General features: G+C 60.0%; 12 protein-coding genes. 7 read left to right on the forward strand and 5 right to left on the reverse strand.

The window, feature by feature from the left end; all coding sequences use genetic code 11:
* Positions 1–107 precede the first annotated feature (107 nt).
* Entirely contained in the window at positions 108–683 is a 576-nt protein-coding gene (gene flhC / locus EYW45_RS18180; protein ID WP_161136824.1) for a flagellar transcriptional regulator FlhC, read from the reverse strand.
* 17 nt (positions 684–700) lie between these two features.
* On the reverse strand, positions 701–1,024 hold the full coding sequence (gene flhD, locus EYW45_RS18185; RefSeq protein ID WP_161136825.1) for a flagellar transcriptional regulator FlhD: 324 nt from the start codon (positions 1,022–1,024) through the stop codon (positions 701–703).
* Positions 1,025–1,436: 412 nt separating this feature from the next.
* On the opposite strand from flhD, the gene EYW45_RS18190 reads away from it, so the two are divergent.
* The 3 genes from EYW45_RS18190 (at position 1,437) to EYW45_RS18200 (ending at position 5,169) form a co-directional block, all read left to right on the forward strand.
* Positions 1,437–2,186, forward strand: coding sequence for an RNA polymerase sigma factor FliA (locus tag EYW45_RS18190; protein WP_161136826.1), 750 nt, complete (start codon positions 1,437–1,439; stop codon positions 2,184–2,186).
* A gap of 542 nt (positions 2,187–2,728) precedes the next feature.
* A complete protein-coding gene (locus EYW45_RS18195) occupies positions 2,729–3,817 on the forward strand; it encodes a FliC/FljB family flagellin (RefSeq protein WP_161136827.1) in 1,089 nt (362 codons plus the stop codon).
* A 212-nt stretch (positions 3,818–4,029) separates the two neighbouring features.
* Positions 4,030–5,169: a FliC/FljB family flagellin gene (locus EYW45_RS18200; protein ID WP_161136828.1), complete on the forward strand. Its 1,140-nt coding sequence runs from the start codon at positions 4,030–4,032 to the stop codon at positions 5,167–5,169.
* 339 nt (positions 5,170–5,508) lie between these two features.
* Here the strand turns inward: EYW45_RS18200 and lpdA are convergent, their stop codons facing one another.
* From lpdA to aceE, 3 genes are read right to left on the reverse strand one after another with little or no spacing between them, the layout of a single operon-like run.
* On the reverse strand, positions 5,509–7,428 hold the full coding sequence (lpdA, locus tag EYW45_RS18205) for a dihydrolipoyl dehydrogenase (protein ID WP_161136829.1): 1,920 nt from the start codon (positions 7,426–7,428) through the stop codon (positions 5,509–5,511).
* An 11-nt stretch (positions 7,429–7,439) separates the two neighbouring features.
* Positions 7,440–9,167 (reverse strand): dihydrolipoyllysine-residue acetyltransferase, encoded by a 1,728-nt coding sequence (gene aceF, locus EYW45_RS18210; protein WP_161136830.1) that lies wholly within the window; start codon positions 9,165–9,167, stop codon positions 7,440–7,442.
* 14 nt (positions 9,168–9,181) lie between these two features.
* Entirely contained in the window at positions 9,182–11,890 is a 2,709-nt protein-coding gene (gene aceE / locus EYW45_RS18215) for a pyruvate dehydrogenase (acetyl-transferring), homodimeric type (RefSeq protein WP_161136831.1), read from the reverse strand.
* 281 nt (positions 11,891–12,171) lie between these two features.
* Here aceE and EYW45_RS18220 point away from each other — a divergent pair, with 281 nt between their 5' ends.
* The 4 genes from EYW45_RS18220 (at position 12,172) to EYW45_RS18235 (ending at position 17,572) form a co-directional block, all read left to right on the forward strand.
* Positions 12,172–13,926 (forward strand): PAS domain-containing sensor histidine kinase, encoded by a 1,755-nt coding sequence (locus EYW45_RS18220; protein ID WP_161136832.1) that lies wholly within the window; start codon positions 12,172–12,174, stop codon positions 13,924–13,926.
* A complete protein-coding gene (locus tag EYW45_RS18225) occupies positions 13,923–14,549 on the forward strand; it encodes a response regulator transcription factor (RefSeq protein ID WP_161136833.1) in 627 nt (208 codons plus the stop codon). Before EYW45_RS18220 ends, EYW45_RS18225 begins: the two co-directional genes overlap by 4 nt.
* Positions 14,546–15,397 (forward strand): bifunctional methylenetetrahydrofolate dehydrogenase/methenyltetrahydrofolate cyclohydrolase FolD, encoded by an 852-nt coding sequence (gene folD, locus EYW45_RS18230; protein WP_161136834.1) that lies wholly within the window; start codon positions 14,546–14,548, stop codon positions 15,395–15,397. The genes EYW45_RS18225 and folD overlap by 4 nt, the downstream gene beginning before the upstream one ends.
* 75 nt (positions 15,398–15,472) lie before the next feature.
* Positions 15,473–17,572, forward strand: a complete 2,100-nt coding sequence (locus tag EYW45_RS18235) for a M3 family metallopeptidase (RefSeq protein ID WP_161136835.1) — start codon at positions 15,473–15,475, stop codon at positions 17,570–17,572.
* The last annotated feature ends 69 nt before the right edge of the window (positions 17,573–17,641 follow it).

The following is a 17,641-nucleotide window of genomic DNA, read 5'->3' on the forward strand; positions in this document are numbered from 1 at the left end:
TGACGAAAAAAAATCGGCGCCCAACACTGGGCGCCGAAGTCTTGAAACTGCGCCACGTGTAACTCTCACGTAGCATCCGGATTGCCTACTCTATTAACGGCACCGCATCACGAGAATTTAGGCACTGCGAGCGACATTGCAGGGACTTTGCTGTCACGCGCCGCGCGTGTCTTGCCGGCGCGTGGCGGCGGACGGCAAATTGCGCATACGAAACTGCCTTGCAGATCGTGCGCATGTGCCACGAAATGGCCGCCGCACTGACGGCACTCCGACAATTGCATCATGCCGCTGTCGAAAAAACGCACCAACATCCAGGCACGCGTGAAGCTCAGCACGGGCTCCGACGGATCTCCGCCCTTCTCTGCCACGTGTTCGAGGTAGAGCTTGTAAGCGTCGATGATCGCGCGCGTGCCCTTGGCGGGCGTGCGCTGATTCAGGAACTGATAGACATTGAAAAACAAAGACGAGTGCACATTCGGCAGCCAGGTCATGAACCAGTCGACCGAGAACGGCAACATGCCCTTGGGTGGCGAGCAACCCCGGATCTCGCGATAAAGGCGCGCCAACCGATCGTGACTCAGATCCGTCTCGGCCTGCAAGACCTGCAGACGTGCGCCCAGGGTAATCATGGTGCTGGCGAGCATGATGTCGCCGGCTTCTTTGGAAATGCTTTTGGTGGCCATGGAGGTCGTCGAGCGACTTAGTTGAGTTCTTCGACGGGCTGCTTCGACAGCAGAATGGTGGCGTGTGCTTGCTGCAACGCTCCACCAAACGTGTCTTGCGTCAACGCGGACAGCAAGCTGTAATCGTCAAAGCGGAATCGGCACAGCAAAGAGCTGGAGCTGGCGAGCCGCACGAGTTGTGCGGGCGAAAGACGAACCAGGATGTCAGCCACTTCGTTGCTGAAGCCCAAGCGGAACATGGCGGTCGAATAATCATCACGCAACATACGCTGGGTCAGCATCAGGTACGAAAGATTGACTTCACGAATGTCGGCAAGCAGGGTGTTATCGGCGGGGTTCACAGTAGTGGCGGCTCCAAGTTGGGGTCATCCCCGGAGAATTTACAGACGTAACAGAAACTTGCGGTTTCTATGTCTCAATGCCCCGAAAACATGTCGTTATGTATCAAAACTTCGCAACATTCTTAAAATTTACCACGAATGGTGACATTTTCCGCATTAAATATGACAAAACATGTGGAGATGCGAAAAAGCTGCATCATTTGTACGACGCCTAAAGATGTAGTGCGGGCGTAATACGGCGAAATGGCCCTACTTCTTAAGGGTGATTGCGAGAATGAGCTTGAAAAACTTGCGGAGAATGCCGGGTAGGTAGACGACACGAGCAACATTGCGCGTGTTGTGACTTGCCTACAGCGTCGGCTGACCGTTGCCTCACACGTTCAGATCGACCATCGTCACCGATCTCGCGCCAATGCCCGTAAATGAAGATGCTCTCGATCGCTACGCGCCGCTTGTTCGCAGGCTGGCGTTGCAGCTGCTGGCCAGGCTTCCCGCCAGCGTAGAGCTCGACGACCTGATTCAGGCTGGCATGATCGGTTTGCTCGACGCCGTACGGCGCTACCAGGAAACGGCCGAGGCTCAGTTCGAGACGTACGCCACTGCCCGCATTCGCGGCGCAATGCTCGATGAACTGCGCAATCAGGATTGGCTGCCGCGCAGCGTGCGGGCAAAAGCCAAGAAAATCGAACAGACGATACAAAAGCTCGAACGTGAACTCATGCGCGCGCCCAGCGAAGGCGAGATTGCAAAGGGCATGGATCTCGATTTGCCGGCCTATCACGCGCTTCTTAATGATGCACAGGGTGTGCAGGTGGTGCACTACGAGGATTTCGCCACGCAAAGCGATAACCTCGATGGCGGAATCGAACATTCGCTGGGCGGCGTCGCCGCCGGCGGCAACCCGATCGATCATTTGTTGGCAAACGATCTGCGTCGTACCGTGATCGAAGCGATCGATGCGCTACCGGAGCGCGAGAAGCTGCTGCTTTCGCTCTATTTCGAGCAAGGGCTCAATCTGAAAGAAATTGGCGCCGTGCTTAATGTGACTGAAGCGCGGGTATGCCAGCTTCGTACACAAGCGACCGCGCGCATTCGGAACTATCTGTCTGAGATGTCCTGGCATAGACTGCCGGACGGCATGGACTTGGCACAAGTCATTTAGCAAGCGCTGCCGTGTCTGCCAATCCGTTCGGCTCTGCCTATCGGTTCGCCCCTTCTGTCTCTATAGACCCTACTCACATCTATAAACACCATCAAGATACGCATCAAGTGCGCTATCAACGATAGCCTGTCGAGATCAGCGCCCTCCCGGCGCATTTGCTCGCCGCGTAGACGACTAACACAAGTCACCATCCTCAAAGCGCGTTCCCCAGTTAGCCTTCTCCATTGATTGTGCCTGGCGTGATGTTCACCGGTTCCTTCCTGGCGCAACGGCACTCCCTATTGCGTCCTCAGGCGTGCACCAGTGCTCTCGTCCCTATGCAGGCGATGGGAAATTCGTAGTCGCGCTCGAGGCCCATCCATCCAGCCGTTAAGAAAATCCAGATATTTCCGACTATTTGTTAATCGGACCCCTAAAGATCCATTCGTAACCGCCGTTACCCAGGATGTAGGCAAGCTAGTAACGACTAGTCGGTCTACAGGTAGGGCAGCAGGGCTGCCCCCAAATTAGGCAAGTAATTTTCTACACCTGGGAGCATTTCCATGCCGGTCATCAATACCAACTACCTTTCGCTCGTTGCCCAAAACAACCTGACGAAATCGCAAAACACGCTGGGTTCGGCTATCGAAAAGCTGTCGTCGGGCCTGCGCATCAACAGCGCCAAGGACGATGCAGCTGGTCAAGCCATTGCCAACCGCTTTACCGCCAACGTCAAGGGTTTGACGCAAGCCGCCCGTAACGCCAACGATGGCATCTCGCTCGCTCAGACGACCGAAGGCGCGTTGAACGAAATCAACAACAACCTGCAGCGCATCCGCGAATTGACGGTTCAGGCATCGAACGGTACCAATTCAGGTTCGGATCTCGACTCGATCCAAGCAGAAATCGATCAGCGCATGCAAGAAATCGATCGTGTTTCGACCCAGACCAAATTTAACGGTACTAGCGTTCTCACGCAGACCGACGCGATGAAAATTCAAGTCGGTGCCAATGACGGTGAGACAATCGACATCAATTTGAAACAAATCAACATTGCAACACTGAAGCTGACTGATTTGTCGGTGTCCGGTTCCATCGGCACAGATGATCTCACCGAAATCGCCGACACGGATGACGCAGGTGGTAGCATCGAATTTTCCGGTGGTCCTGCCGGTGCAACTACGCAGGCGTTGCATAGCTACGACGATAATGGCACGACCAAATACGTTGCAGAGGTAGATGGAGAGTATTACTCTGCTACTTATACCGCAGGCACTGCGGAAGATGCTGCCGCTGTCCCCCCAGTTGACGCTGTTCCTGGCCAGGTGACTATTGGTGCGAAGATTGCGGTCGCAACCGGTGCAGGCAAAACCGCCACAGCGAACCCCTTGGAGAAGATTGACGCCGCTCTGGCAGATGTCGATTCGCTCCGATCGGACCTCGGCGCTGTCCAGAACCGCTTCCAGTCGACTGTCAATAACCTTAACAATACGATCAACAACCTGTCCGCCGCTCGTTCGCGCATCGAAGATGCCGACTACGCCACGGAAGTGTCGAACATGTCGAAGGCTCAAATCCTTCAACAGGCTGGCACCTCGGTTCTGGCTCAGGCAAACCAAGTGCCCCAGTCGGTTCTGTCGCTGCTGCAATAATCTCGTAGCAAGCAACACCCGCACTACTTGCTTGACGCAAAAACCGGCTTCGGCCGGTTTTTGCATTTCCGCTTCCGATCCAATTGTTAATTCCGCTGAAGTCACCGTGAAAGGCGACGTTATCGGGTCACAGGCAACACAAACCCATCCGGGCGCCTGACTCGTTCGGCCCAAACCGGCCAGACGGCTTTAACTTTACTTGGAGCGCCTCCATGGCTGTCATCAATACCAACTACCTTTCGCTGGTTGCTCAAAACAACCTCAACAAATCGCAAAACAGCTTGGGCACGGCCATCGAACGCCTGTCGTCGGGCTTCCGCATCAACAGCGCCAAGGACGATGCCGCCGGCCAAGCCATCGCCAACCGCTTCACGGCAAACATCAAAGGGCTGTCGCAAGCTTCGCGCAACGCCAACGAAGGCATCTCGGTCGCGCAAACGACGGAAGGCGCACTGAATGAAATCAATACGAACCTGCAGCGCATTCGCGAGTTGTCGGTGCAAGCCGCAAACGGCTCGAACTCGGCGAGCGACTTGAAGTCGATTCAAGGCGAAATTGAACAACGTCTCGCTGAAATCGATCGTGTGTCCGATCAAACGCAATTCAACGGCGTGAAGGTCTTGGCTTCTGACCAGACGTTGAAGATTCAAGTGGGCGCCAACGACAGCGAAACAATCGACATTGATCTGCAGAAGATTGACGCTGGAACGCTGAAGCTGAGCGGCTTCAACGTTTCGGGCCCGGTCGGTACCACTAGCACGGCGGGCGTTGCCGATGCCCTAAAGAAAGCGTACGGCGATACGACCAAAGTGACTTCGGTCACCTTGGCGGGCACCACTGGCTTGGCCGATCTCGGCTCAACGCCCCCCACGCCTGTCGTGGTCGCGGATGAGAAAGGCAACCTGTTCGCTGAAGTTACGGTAGAGCCGGACGCGACTCGCGAGGGTGTAAAGGGCGGTGACAAAATCTACGTTGCGATCGATACGTCCAAAGGAACGCTGAACGCTGCCGGTACAACCTTGGAGTTCACCGCAGCCGACCCCGTCGATTTCGGTGGCGTGACGTCATTCGCCTCGACTGGCGATCCCCTCAAGAAGTTGGATGCAGCGTTGTCGCAAGTCGATTCGCTGCGTAGCTCGCTGGGTGCCGTGCAAAACCGTTTCCAATCCACGGTGGCCAACCTCAACAACACGGTCAACAACCTGTCCGCTGCGCGTTCGCGTATCGAAGATGCCGATTACGCGACGGAAGTGTCGAACATGAGCCGTTCGCAGATTCTGCAGCAAGCCGGCACCTCGGTGCTGTCCCAAGCGAACCAAGTGCCGCAATCGGTGCTGTCGCTGCTGCAATAAGCGACTCGCACGGAATAGAGCATTGAGGCAGTGAGCGCTGCACCCGTGCGGTCGCCACTGCAACAGTGCAACAAAGCAGTACCTGAGTACGTAGTAGGCAGTACAAGGGTTGCCCTCACAGCCCTTCCCCGCTTTGCCGGCGCAGGCGGACCAGGCCCTCTGCATTGGCAAAGAAAAACGGCCGTTGGATCACAAGTCCAACGGCCGTTCCTCGTGGTGAGCCGTGCTCTCGAAGGTGCCAACAACAAACCTAAACATTCAAAAAAATGGCCGCACAAATCAATTGCGCGGCCATTCATAAAAGGCGCCGACCAGCCTAACCGGCCGGCGAGCCCCCCATTATTTCTTCCGCATCGGCGGCAAGTCGGTGCAAACGCCTTCGGCCACTTCAGCGGCCATGCCCACCGATTCACCCAGCGTCGGGTGCGGATGGATGGTCTTGGCGATGTCGATCACATCAGCGCCCATTTCGACGGCCAACGCCACTTCGCTGATCAAATCACCAGCATGCGTGCCGACGATTCCTCCACCCAGGATGCGATGCGTGTCGGCATCGAACAGGAGCTTGGTGAAGCCTTCATCACGGCCATTGGCAATCGCGCGGCCCGAGGCGGCCCAGGGGAACACGCCCTTCTGGATCTTGATGCCTTGCTGCTTGGCGGCATCCTCGGTCAGGCCAACCCATGCCACTTCCGGATCGGTGTACGCCACCGACGGAATGACGCGCGCGTCGAAGAAGCTCTTTTCACCGTGTGCAGCTTCGGCGGCAACGTGGCCTTCATGCACGGCCTTGTGGGCCAGCATGGGTTGCCCAACGATGTCGCCAATCGCAAAGATATGCGGCACGTTGGTGCGCAATTGCTTGTCGACCTCGATGAAGCCACGATCGCCCACGATGATGCCAGCCCGTTCGGCGCCGATCTTCTTGCCGTTGGGACTGCGGCCCACAGCCTGGAGCACCAGGTCGTAGCGTTGAGGCTCCTTCGGGGCGCCCTCGCCTTCGAACGTGACGTAGATGCCGTCTTTCTTGGCTTTCGCGCCTACCGTCTTGGTCTTGAGCATGATGTTGTCGAAGCGCGGCGTATTCATTTTCTGCCACACCTTGACCAGGTCGCGGTCGGCGCCCTGCATCAAACCGTCGAGCATTTCGACCACGTCCAGGCGTGCGCCCAATGCCGAGTACACAGTGCCCATTTCCAGGCCGATGATGCCACCGCCCACGATCAGCATTTTCTTCGGAATCGAACGCAGCAACAGCGCGCCGGTCGAATCGACGATGCGGTCGTCTTCGGGCAGGAAAGGCAACTTCACCGATTGGCTGCCGGCCGCGATGATGGCCTGCTTGAAGCGGATCGTTTGCGATTTGCCGTCGGCAGCCTTCACGGTAAGGTGATTGGGATCGGCGAACTCGCCATTGCCTGTCACGACCTTGACCTTGCGGGCCTTGGCCATGCCGGCCAATCCGCCCGTGAGCTTGCCCACGACGCCGTCTTTGAACGCGCGCAGTTTGCCGAGATCGATCGTGGGCTCGCTGAACGTGATGCCATGGTCGGCAAGCGACTTGGCTTCTTCCATCACAGCGGCGGTGTGCAACAGCGCCTTGGAGGGAATGCAACCGACGTTCAGGCAAACCCCACCCAGCGTCGCATAGCGTTCGACGAGCACGACGTTCATGCCCAGGTCGGCTGCGCGGAACGCGGCGGAGTAGCCGCCCGGGCCTGCGCCCAGCACGACCATGTCGCATTCGATGTCGGCCTGACCGGAGAACTTGGCGGGCGTGGGTGCGGCCTTGTTGGCAGTACCCGCCGTTTCGCGGCCACTGGCCGACGTTTGCGAGTCGCCCTTGGTGGCTGCAGCCTGCTGGCCACCGTTGGACGCCGAAGCACCTGCCGATGCACCTGAGCCAGACTTCGCGTCAGCCGAATCCGAGGACGAAGCCGACTTGGCCGCGTCGGCCGAGGCTGCGGGCTTCTCAGCACCGCCCGACTTGCTTTCCTTGCCTGCGCCGGCATCGCCGCCAGCAGCGGCTTCGACTTCCAGCAGCACGGTGCCCTGACTGACCTTGTCACCCACCTTGATCTTGAGCGCGGTGATCTTGCCCCCTTGCGTAGCCGGGATTTCCATCGACGCCTTATCGGTTTCAACGGTGATCAGGCTTTGCTCGGCTGTAATGGTGTCGCCTTCGGCCACGAGCACTTCGATGACGTCCACGTCATGAAAATCGCCGATGTCCGGGACCTTGATTTCAACTTTGCTCATCGTGTCCCCTTTTACAGTGCGATGCGGCGGAAGTCCGCCAGCAAGGCACCCAGATAGGCGTTGAAGCGTGCAGCCGACGCGCCGTCGATAACACGATGGTCGTACGACAGCGACAACGGCAATTGCAGGCGCGGCACGAATTGCTTGCCGTCCCACACAGGCTGATGCGACGAACGCGACACACCGAGAATGGCGACTTCAGGCGCGTTGATGATGGGCGTGAACGACGTGCCGCCGATGCCGCCCAGAGACGAAATCGAGAAGCAGCCGCCTTGCATGTCGGCGGGCGAGACCTTGCCGTCGCGGGCCTTCTTGGCGAGCTCGGTGGTTTCGGTCGCGATCTGCAGGATACCCTTCTTGTCGGCATCCTTGATCACCGGCACAACCAATCCATTGGGGGTATCGGCCGCGAATCCGATGTTGTAGTACTGCTTCAACACCAGGTTATCGCCATCGAGCGATGCATTGAACTCGGGGAATGTCTTGAGCGCGGCGACCACGGCCTTGATCAGGAACGCGAGCATGGTGACTTTGACGCCCGATTTCTCGTTTTCCTTGTTCAGCGTGACGCGCAAGGCTTCCAGGTCGGTGATATCAGCCACGTCGTTGTTGGTGACGTGGGGAATCATCACCCAGTTACGATGCAGGTTGGCGCCGGAGATCTTCTTGATGCGCGACAGCGGCTTGGTTTCGATCTCACCGAACTTGGTGAAGTCGACCTTCGGCCACGGCAACAGACCCAGTGCGGCACCGTCGGCCGAAGCGCCGGCGGCGGCAGGCGCCGCCGACCCTTGCGAAGCCAGTGCTTGCTTGACGAACGCACGGACGTCGTCTTGCGTAATGCGCTCCTTGGGACCCGTACCTTTCATCTTGCGCAGATCAGCGCCAAGCTCACGCGCGAATTTGCGCACGGAGGGCGATGCGTGCGGCAGCTCGTTGGGCTTGAGGTCCGTTTCGAGTGCAGCGGCCGGCGCGGCCTTCGATTGACCCGCTTCGGCCGGCTTTGCCGAACCGCTCTCGCCAGAGGCGGCGGCAGGCTTTTCAGCCGCAGCAGCAGGCTCGTGGTCACTCGCGGCGGCGGGCTTGGCATCCGCGGCAGCCTCATCGGCGCCACCTTCGGCGTCGAGTTGCAGGATCAACGAACCCTTCGAGATCTTGTCGCCGACTTTAACCTTCAGCGATTTCACCGTACCGTTTTGCGGCGCGGGGATTTCCATCGAGGCCTTGTCGGTTTCGACAGTGATCAGGCTTTGCTCGGCCTTGATGCTGTCGCCCTCGGCCACCATGACTTCGATCACTTCGACTTCGGAAAAGTCGCCGATGTCAGGGACGGTCACGTCGACCGGACCACCGCTGCCGCCCTTGGGCGCCGCGCTGGCTGCGGGCTTGGCGCTCGCCGCGGCTTCGGCCTTGGGTGCGTCCGCTTTGGGTGCATCTGCTTTCGGTGCTTCAGCAGGCTTTTCAGCCGACTTGGCATCGCCACCCTTGGCCGCCGCTTCACCGGCTTCCAGCGTCAGCACAATGGCGCCTTCCGACACCTTGTCGCCGATCTTGACCTTGATGCTCTTGACCACACCGCCTTGGCTGGCGGGGATTTCCATCGAGGACTTGTCGGACTCCAGCGTAATCAGGCTCTGTTCGGCCTCGATCGTGTCGCCCTCGGCGACCAGGATCTCGATGACTTCGACATCCTTGGCGTCGCCGATGTCCGGCACTTTGATTTCTACGATATCGCTCATGTCTTTCGCGTCCCTCAGGCGTAGTGCGGGTTGGCTTTATTGGGGTCGATCTTGTACTTCTTGATGGCCTCGGCCACCTTCGAAGTGGGCAGCTTGCCCTCATCGGCCAGGGCCTTCAACGCCGCCAGCACGACGAAGTGACGATTGACCTCGAAGTGTTCGCGCAGCTTCGAACGGAAATCCGAGCGGCCGAATCCATCGGTACCCAGCACGCGATAGTCGCGACCGCGCGGCATGAATTGACGGATCTGGTCGGCGAATGCCTTCATGTAGTCGGTCGAGGCAATGATCGGACCTTCGGTCTTTTCGAGTTGCTGCGTGACGTACGGCACCTGGGGCTTCTTGTCGTCAGGGTGCAGCAGGTTGTGGCGCTCGCAATCGAGGCCATCGCGGCGCAGCAGCGTGAAGCTGGTGGCGCTCCAGACGTCCGAGCCAATGCCCCAGTCGGCTTCCAGCAGGTCTTGCGCAGCCATCACTTCGCGCAGGATCGTGCCCGAACCCATCAATTGCACGCGCAGCTTGCCCTTGCCCGACGACTTGAGCTTGTACATCCCTTTCAAGATGCCTTCTTCGTCGCCCGTGTTCAGACCGGGTTGTGCGTAGTTTTCGTTCATCACCGTGAGGTAGTAATAAACGTTTTCCTGCTCTTCAACCATGCGGCGCAGGCCGTCCTGGATGATGACCGCCACCTCGTGCACGAAGGTGGGATCGTACGGTACGCAGTTCGGGATCGTGGCAGCCATCAGATGGCTGTGGCCATCCTCGTGCTGCAAGCCTTCACCGTTGAGCGTCGTGCGGCCGGCCGTGCCGCCCAGCAAGAAGCCGCGCGCCTGCATATCGCCCGCAGCCCAGGCCAGATCGCCGATGCGCTGGAAACCGAACATCGAGTAGTAGATGAAGAACGGAATCATGATGCGGTTGTTCGTCGAGTACGACGTGGCCGCCGCAATCCACGAGCTCATTGCACCCGCTTCGTTGATGCCTTCCTGCAAGAGCTGACCGTCGGCCGACTCTTTGTAGTACATCACCTGATCTTTATCGACCGGGGTGTACTTCTGACCTTCCGGGGCGTAGATCCCGATCTGGCGGAACAAGCCTTCCATGCCGAACGTACGCGATTCGTCGGCCAGGATCGGCACCACGCGCGGGGCCAGTTCCTTGTCACGCAGGATCTGGTTGAGCGTACGCACAAAGCCCTGCGTGGTCGAGATTTCGCGGCCTTCGGCGGTGGGCTCAAGCAACGACTTGAACGCTTCGAGCTTGGGCGCCTTCAACTTCTCGTCCGACTTGGCGCGGCGTTGCGGCAGGTAGCCGCCCAACGCGGCACGCCGCTCGTGCAGGTACTTCATTTCGGGCGAATCGTCGGCCGGCTTGTAGTACGGGAGCTCTTCGAGCTGATCGTCGGGGATCGGAATCGCGAAACGGTCGCGGAATTCGCGCACGGCGTCCACATCCAGTTTCTTCTGCTGGTGCGACGGGTTCTTGGCCTGACCGACCTTGCCCATGCCGTAACCCTTGATGGTCTTGGCCAGGATAACGGTGGGTTGACCCTTGTGCTTGGTGGCCGAATCGAACGCGGCAAACACCTTGTGGGGATCGTGGCCGCCACGATTCAGACGCCAGACGTCTTCGTCGCTCATGCGGCTGACCATTTCCAGCAACTTCGGATGCTTGCCGAAGAAGTGTTCGCGCACGAAGGCGCCATCGTTGGCTTTGTACGATTGGTACTCGCCGTCGACGGTTTCTTCCATCACGCGACGCAGGATGCCTTCCTTGTCGTGGGCCAACAGCGGATCCCAGTAGCCGCCCCAGATGAGCTTGATGACGTTCCAGCCGCTACCGCGGAAGTCGCCTTCGAGTTCCTGGATGATCTTGCCGTTGCCGCGCACCGGGCCGTCCAGACGCTGCAGGTTGCAGTTGACGACGAAGATCAGGTTGTCGAGCTTCTCACGCGCCGCCAAGGCGATCGCGCCCAGCGATTCGGGTTCGTCCATTTCGCCGTCGCCGCAGAATACCCAGACCTTGCGGTTCGAGGTATCGGCAATGCCGCGGGCATGCAGGTACTTGAGGAAGCGCGCCTGATAGATGGCCATCAAGGGGCCCAGCCCCATCGACACGGTGGGGAACTGCCAGAACTCAGGCATCAACTTGGGATGCGGATACGACGACAACCCCTTGCCGTCGACTTCCTGACGGAAATTGTTGAGCTGGTCTTCGGTCAGGCGGCCTTCGAGGAAGGCGCGGCCGTAGATGCCGGGGGATGAGTGACCCTGAAAGTACACGCAATCGCCACCGCGCTCAGCCGTCTCGCCGTGCCAGAAGTGGTTTTGACCGCAGCCGATCATCGTGGCCAACGAGGCGAACGACGCGATGTGGCCGCCCAGATCGCCGCCGTCGTCGGGCGCAGCGCGGTTGGCGCGCACCACCATGGCCATGGCGTTCCAGCGCACATACGAACGGATGCGTGTTTCGAGATCCAGATTGCCCGGATGAGCAGGTTCCAGCCCCGGCGGAATCGTATTGACGTACGCCGTGTTGGGCGAAAACGGGATATGCGCACCGGAGCGACGCGCCTCGTCGATCAAGCGTTCGAGCAGATAGTGGGCGCGCTGCGGGCCTTCACGTTCGAGTACGGCGGCAAGCGCCTCCAGCCATTCCTGGGTTTCCAGGGTATCTTCGTCGTTGGCAGCCTGAAGGGCGCCGGCTTGGGCGGAAGAGGACATCGTTGTGTCTCCTGTGGAGTAATCATGCGTCCGACGCGTGCAAGTCGCGTCCGACGGGTGAAAGCCCTGCTTCGAAACCGGCACGCCGAGGGAACAGGCACGCGACAATCGAGGGCTTACGGGCAGCTTATGCGGGCATTCTAGGAAAAAACCCGACCCTTCAGCAAGTGAAATTTCATGTTGCGGTACGGCATTTCACAATGCAAAATACCAAGCTGCCGCTAGAGCAGAAACAAAGTTTAAAATGAGCGCATTCCGGTCCCTCGACCGACGCGTCTTCCATGGCCAGCCCGCATAAATCAAATATCCCGACGCCGTTCCACGATCACGCCCGCATGCGCAGGCGCGGTCTCTATTGGCTCACGCCCGTGCTGGTCCTGGTGCTCTATATCTGTGTGATGGGTGCCTTCTTCTGGTTGCAGCGCATTCATGACGACAGTGTCATGTTCGTCACCATCGACCAGGAGATGCGTCAGCAGCGGCTGCTGTGGGTGGTGCTCGCGCTCTCCTGCGTGATTGTGATCAGCCTGTTGATGCTATGGCGTTACACGCGCTTCCGATCCCACGCCGAGGCCGCGCTGATTGCCGAAACCGGATTTCGGCGCGCCATGGAAAATTCGATGTCCACCGGCATGCGTGTGCTGGATCTGGAAGGTCGTATCGCCTACGTCAATCCGGCCTTTTGCCGCATGATCGGCTGGAACGAAGCCGACCTGATCGGCCGCAGCCCGCCCTTTCCCTACTGGGTGCCGGGGCGGCACGAGTATCACCAGCACACCTTGGACACCCTCACGTCGGGCAAAACGCCGAGCAGCGGGCTCGAAGTGGAAGCGCAGCGCCGCGATGGGTCGCGCTTCGTGGCGCGGATGTATGTGTCGCCCCTGCTCGATCCCAACGGCAATCAGATCGGCTGGATGACCTCGATGACCGACATCACCGAGCCCAAGCGCATCCGGGAAGCACTCACTGCTGCACACGAGCGGTTCATGACGGTGCTGGAGGGGCTCGACGACGCGATCTCGGTCACGGCCGACACGCACGATGGCCTGGAACTGCTGTTTGCCAACCGCACCTACCGGCGCGTCTTCGGCGCGCAGACCGGGGGGCACGAGGAACTGCTCGCCGGCCGCCGTGGGCGTTTTACGGATGAGTCGGTCGAGGTGCTATCGCCTTCCGTACAGCGCTGGTTCGAGGTGCATCACCGAATGCTGGCATGGACGGACGGGCGCCGGGTACGCATGCAGGTCGCCCGGGATATCACCGAGCGCCGCACCCATGAAGAGGCGTCGCGTCTCCAACAGGAAAAGATTCAGCTCACGAGCCGTCTCACCACGATGGGTGAAATGGCATCATCGCTCGCGCATGAGTTGAACCAACCCCTCACCGCCATCTCTAACTATAGTATGGGTGCCGTGGCGCTGGTGAAGGCGGGGCATACCAGCCCGACCATGCTGCTGCCCGCGCTGGAAAAAGCGGCGGCGCAGGCTGAGCGCGCGGGCAAGATCATCAGTCGTATCCGTGAATTCGTGAAGCGCAGCGAGCCGCGTCGCCAACGCGTGGCCATTCGCGGCATTGTGGATAACGCGATCGGCTTTGCCGATATCGATGCCCGCAAGCGCCGCATTCGCATCGAACCGTTTGTGCCGTCGACCGCGCCGGACGTGCTGGCCGACCCGATCCTGATCGAGCAGGTGCTGCTCAATCTGCTGAAGAATGGTCTGGAAGCGATGGAAAAGAGCGATTCCGACGAATTGAAGGTGGCCGTGATCCTGCATGAGCAACATATCGAAGTTGCCGTCGTCGACCGCGGACATGGACTGGCCGAGCCCGAGCGCCTGTTCGAGCCGTTCTTCAGTACTAAGACACAAGGCTTGGGTATGGGCCTGAACATCTGCCGTACCATTATCGAGTCGCACCACGGCCGCCTGTGGGCTGACCCCAATCCCGCCGGCGGTACGATCTTCCGCTTTACTTTGCCCTGCGCAGCGCCACAAGCGCTCGATCAGAACGAACAGTCCGAGGAGTTGCACGCATGACTACCCCCCCCATTTCGAGCACGGTGTTCATTGTCGATGACGACGAAGCCGTCCGAGACTCGTTGCGTTGGCTGCTGGAAGCCAATGGCTATCGCGTGCGCGTGTTTGCCAGTGCCGAAAGTTTCCTCGATGACTACGACCCCGCCACGGTCGGCGTCTTGATCTGCGACGTTCGCATGCCCGGCATGAGCGGCCTCGAGTTGCAGGAGCAGTTGATCGCCCGCCAGGCGCCGTTGCCGATCGTGTTCATCACCGGCCACGGCGATGTGCCGATGGCCGTCACGACGATGAAGAAAGGCGCCATCGACTTCCTCGAGAAACCGTTCAACGAGCAGGATCTGCGTGAAATCGTGGCCCGCATGCTCGAACAGGCCACGCAGCGTGTGTCGAAATTCCAGGCCCAGCGGGATCATGAAGCGATGTTGGCCCGCCTCACCGCGCGCGAACAGCAGGTGCTCGAGCGCATCGTCGCCGGCCGGCTGAACAAGCAGATCGCCGACGATCTGGGCATCAGCATCAAAACCGTAGAGGCGCATCGCGCCAATATCATGGAAAAACTTGAAGTGACCACCGTAGCCGATCTGATGAAAGTCGCCTTGGCCAAACCCGAGGCGCACGCATGACCGCACGAAGAATCGACGGCGCCGCCCTGTCAGTACGCATTCGCGACGAAGTCGCTCAACGTGCGGCCGCGCTGATTGCCGGCGGCACGACGCCTGGTCTCGCAGTGGTATTGGTCGGCGATAACCCGGCTTCCCAGGTTTATGTTCGCAATAAGGTTGCGGCCTGCGAGAAAGCCGGCCTGCATTCCGTCATGGAGCAGTATCCCGCGTCCCTGACCGAAGCCGAACTCCTGACGCGTATTCAGGCGCTCAACAATGACCCGGCGATCCACGGCATTCTCGTGCAACTCCCCTTGCCCGCCCACATGGACGCGCACAAGGTGATCGAAACGATCGCTGCCGACAAGGATGTCGACGGGTTTCACGTGAGCAATGCCGGGTTGTTGATGACCGGGCAACCGCTTTTCCGTCCCTGCACGCCCTATGGCGTCATGAAGATGCTGGAAGCGGAAGGCGTGGTCACGCGCGGCGCCGAGGCGGTTATCGTGGGCGCCAGCAACATCGTGGGCAAGCCGATGGCCATGCTGCTTCTGGCGGCAGGCGCCACGATCACGATCTGCAACTCCAAGACGCGCGATCTGGCGGCACAAACGCGCCGGGCCGATATTCTGGTGGTGGCGACCGGCAAGCCGGGCATGATTACCGGCGACATGATCAAACCGGGTGCCACGGTGATCGACGTCGGCATCAACCGCGGCGCGGACGGCAAGTTGTGCGGCGACGTGGATTACGCCAGCGCAGCCGAAGTGGCCGGCGCCATTACGCCCGTGCCGGGCGGTGTGGGCCCCATGACGATCGCCATGCTGTTGGTCAACACTATTGAAGCTGCGGAACGCGCCGCCATATAAAGCATCTAACCCGGCATCTTCGCCGTCCATGCGTCGTCCGCGGCGCATGTTTATGCTTATTTTCTGCCAGGCCACATGACTACAAACCCCCTGCTCGCCCCCGTCTCCGATTTGATCGACTACGCGGCCGTTAAGCCCGAACACATTGGACCGGCGATCGACGACCTGTTGGCCGCGGCCCGCACCGCTGTCGACCAGACGGCCGATCCGGCACGACCGGCGACCTGGGACACGATCAGCGAGCCGTTGGACACGGCCAGCGGCCGCCTGTGGCGTGCGTGGTCGGTGGCCGGGCATCTGAATGCAGTCGTCAATACGCCTGAACTGCGCGAGGCGTTCAACGCGGCATTGCCGAAAGTCACCGCCTTTTCGACCTGGGTGGGTTTGCATGAAGGACTCTACAAGCAGTATCAACGCGTTCACGCCTCCCCGGAGTTCGCCACGTTGTCGCCGGTTCGTCAGCGCGTGCTGGAACTGGCACTGCGCGATTTCCGCTTGAGCGGGGTCGAGCTTCAAGGCGAGGCGCGCGAGCAATACGCGGCCAACGCCGAGCGCGAAGCCGAGGTATCCCAGAAATTTTCAGAGAACGTGCTGGATGCCGTCGATGCCTGGACGTATCAGGTAACCGATGAAGCCCAACTCGACGGCATTCCAGAAGACGTGAAGGCGGCCGCGCGCAAGACGGCGCAGGATGCCAAGCAGGAAGGCTGGACGCTTACCTTGAAAATGCCGTGCTACATCCCGGTGATGCAGTACGCCAAGTCGCGCGCGTTGCGTGAGACGTTGTATCGCGCCTACGGGACGGTGGCGTCGGAACACGGCGATACCCAGTTCGACAACTCGAGCTTGATCGAAGAGTTGCTCAAGTTGCGGGCCGAGGAATCGACACTTCTGGGCTACGCCAACTTTGCCGCGCTGCGTTTGCAGACGCGCATGGCGCGCGATGCGGATGAAGTCACGCATTTCTTGCGTGAACTGGCCGCGCGTGCCAAACCGTTTGCCGAAAAAGACCTCGCGGCGCTGCGCGCCTTCGGCGCCGAGCATTTGGGCATGACGTCACTCGAACCTTGGGATAACGCGTTTGTGTCCGAGCGCATGCGCGAAGCGCAGTATTCGTATTCGGAAGATGAAGTCAAACAGTACTTCACCGAGCCCCGCGTGCTCTCCGGCCTGTACGGCGTGATTGAAACGCTGTTCGAGGTGCGGTTGAAGGCTGCGCCCGAAGTGGCCGTGTGGCACGCAGACGCACAAGGCGTTCGCGTCGAGAACCCCGACGGCGAACTCGTGGGCTATCTCTATCTTGACTTGTATGCCCGTTCGGGCAAGCAAGGCGGTGCGTGGGTGGATAGCGAGCGCAGCCGCCGCCGCGTGGGCAGCGAATTGCAAACGCCGGTGGTCTATCTCACCTGCAACTTCTCGCGACCCTCGGAAGGCAAACCTGCCGTGCTCACACACGATGATGTGATCACGCTGTTTCATGAAATGGGCCACGCCTTGCACGCGCTGCTTTCCGAAGTGGACGAGCCGGGCGCCTCGGCGTTTTCGAGCGTGGAGTGGGATGCCATCGAATTGCCGTCGCAGTTCATGGAGAATTTCTGCTGGGAATGGCCGGTCGTGCAACAGCTCTCGGCGCATGTCGACACTGGCGAACCCTTGCCGCGCGCGCTCTTCGACAAACTTTCGGCCGCCCGCAATTTCCAAAGCGGCATGCAGACGGTACGCCAGATCGAGTTTTCGCTTTTCGACATCTTGCTGCACGCCAAGCAAACGCCAACCGATATCGCTGGCGTCCTCGAACTGCTGGGCACCGTGCGTCAGGAAGTGTCGGTGCTGACGCCCCCGGCCTGGCATCGCTTTCCGCACAGCTTCTCGCACTTGTTCGCGGGCGGCTATGGCGCAGGCTATTACAGCTACAAATGGGCGGAGGTGCTGTCCGCAGATGCCTACGCCGCATTTGAAGAGGCGGCTCAGGTCACTGCAGATGCCGCCGCCCGCGCTGCGGCAACCGAGGGTACGCGCAGCACCCTGGACCCGGCAACCGGCCGTCGCTTCCGCCAGGAAATTCTGGCCGTGGGCGGCGCCCGACCGGCGGCCGATTCCTTCAAGGCATTTCGTGGGCGCGATCCAAGCATCGATGCGTTGCTGCGCCACAGCGGCATGGTCGGTCAGGACTGATCGTGTCGCAGCGCGTGCGCCGCTGGATACTGGCACTCGCGTTCCTTGTCGCGGGCCTGACGGGGTGCG

It is taken from the genome of Schauerella aestuarii (assembly GCF_009866805.1).
Taxonomy (GTDB): domain Bacteria; phylum Pseudomonadota; class Gammaproteobacteria; order Burkholderiales; family Burkholderiaceae_B; genus Schauerella; species Schauerella aestuarii.

Excerpts from the sequence above, each read along its gene's own strand:
- flhC (WP_161136824.1), bottom strand. The coding sequence starts at position 683 with ATGGCCACCAAAAGCATTTCCAAAGAAGCCGGCGACATCATGCTCGCC.
- EYW45_RS18190 (WP_161136826.1), top strand. The coding sequence starts at position 1,437 with ATGCCCGTAAATGAAGATGCTCTCGATCGCTACGCGCCGCTTGTTCGC.
- EYW45_RS18195 (WP_161136827.1), top strand. The coding sequence starts at position 2,729 with ATGCCGGTCATCAATACCAACTACCTTTCGCTCGTTGCCCAAAACAAC.
- EYW45_RS18200 (WP_161136828.1), top strand. The coding sequence starts at position 4,030 with ATGGCTGTCATCAATACCAACTACCTTTCGCTGGTTGCTCAAAACAAC.
- lpdA (WP_161136829.1), bottom strand. The coding sequence starts at position 7,428 with ATGAGCAAAGTTGAAATCAAGGTCCCGGACATCGGCGATTTTCATGAC.
- aceF (WP_161136830.1), bottom strand. The coding sequence starts at position 9,167 with ATGAGCGATATCGTAGAAATCAAAGTGCCGGACATCGGCGACGCCAAG.
- aceE (WP_161136831.1), bottom strand. The coding sequence starts at position 11,890 with ATGTCCTCTTCCGCCCAAGCCGGCGCCCTTCAGGCTGCCAACGACGAA.
- EYW45_RS18220 (WP_161136832.1), top strand. The coding sequence starts at position 12,172 with ATGGCCAGCCCGCATAAATCAAATATCCCGACGCCGTTCCACGATCAC.
- EYW45_RS18225 (WP_161136833.1), top strand. The coding sequence starts at position 13,923 with ATGACTACCCCCCCCATTTCGAGCACGGTGTTCATTGTCGATGACGAC.
- folD (WP_161136834.1), top strand. The coding sequence starts at position 14,546 with ATGACCGCACGAAGAATCGACGGCGCCGCCCTGTCAGTACGCATTCGC.
- EYW45_RS18235 (WP_161136835.1), top strand. The coding sequence starts at position 15,473 with ATGACTACAAACCCCCTGCTCGCCCCCGTCTCCGATTTGATCGACTAC.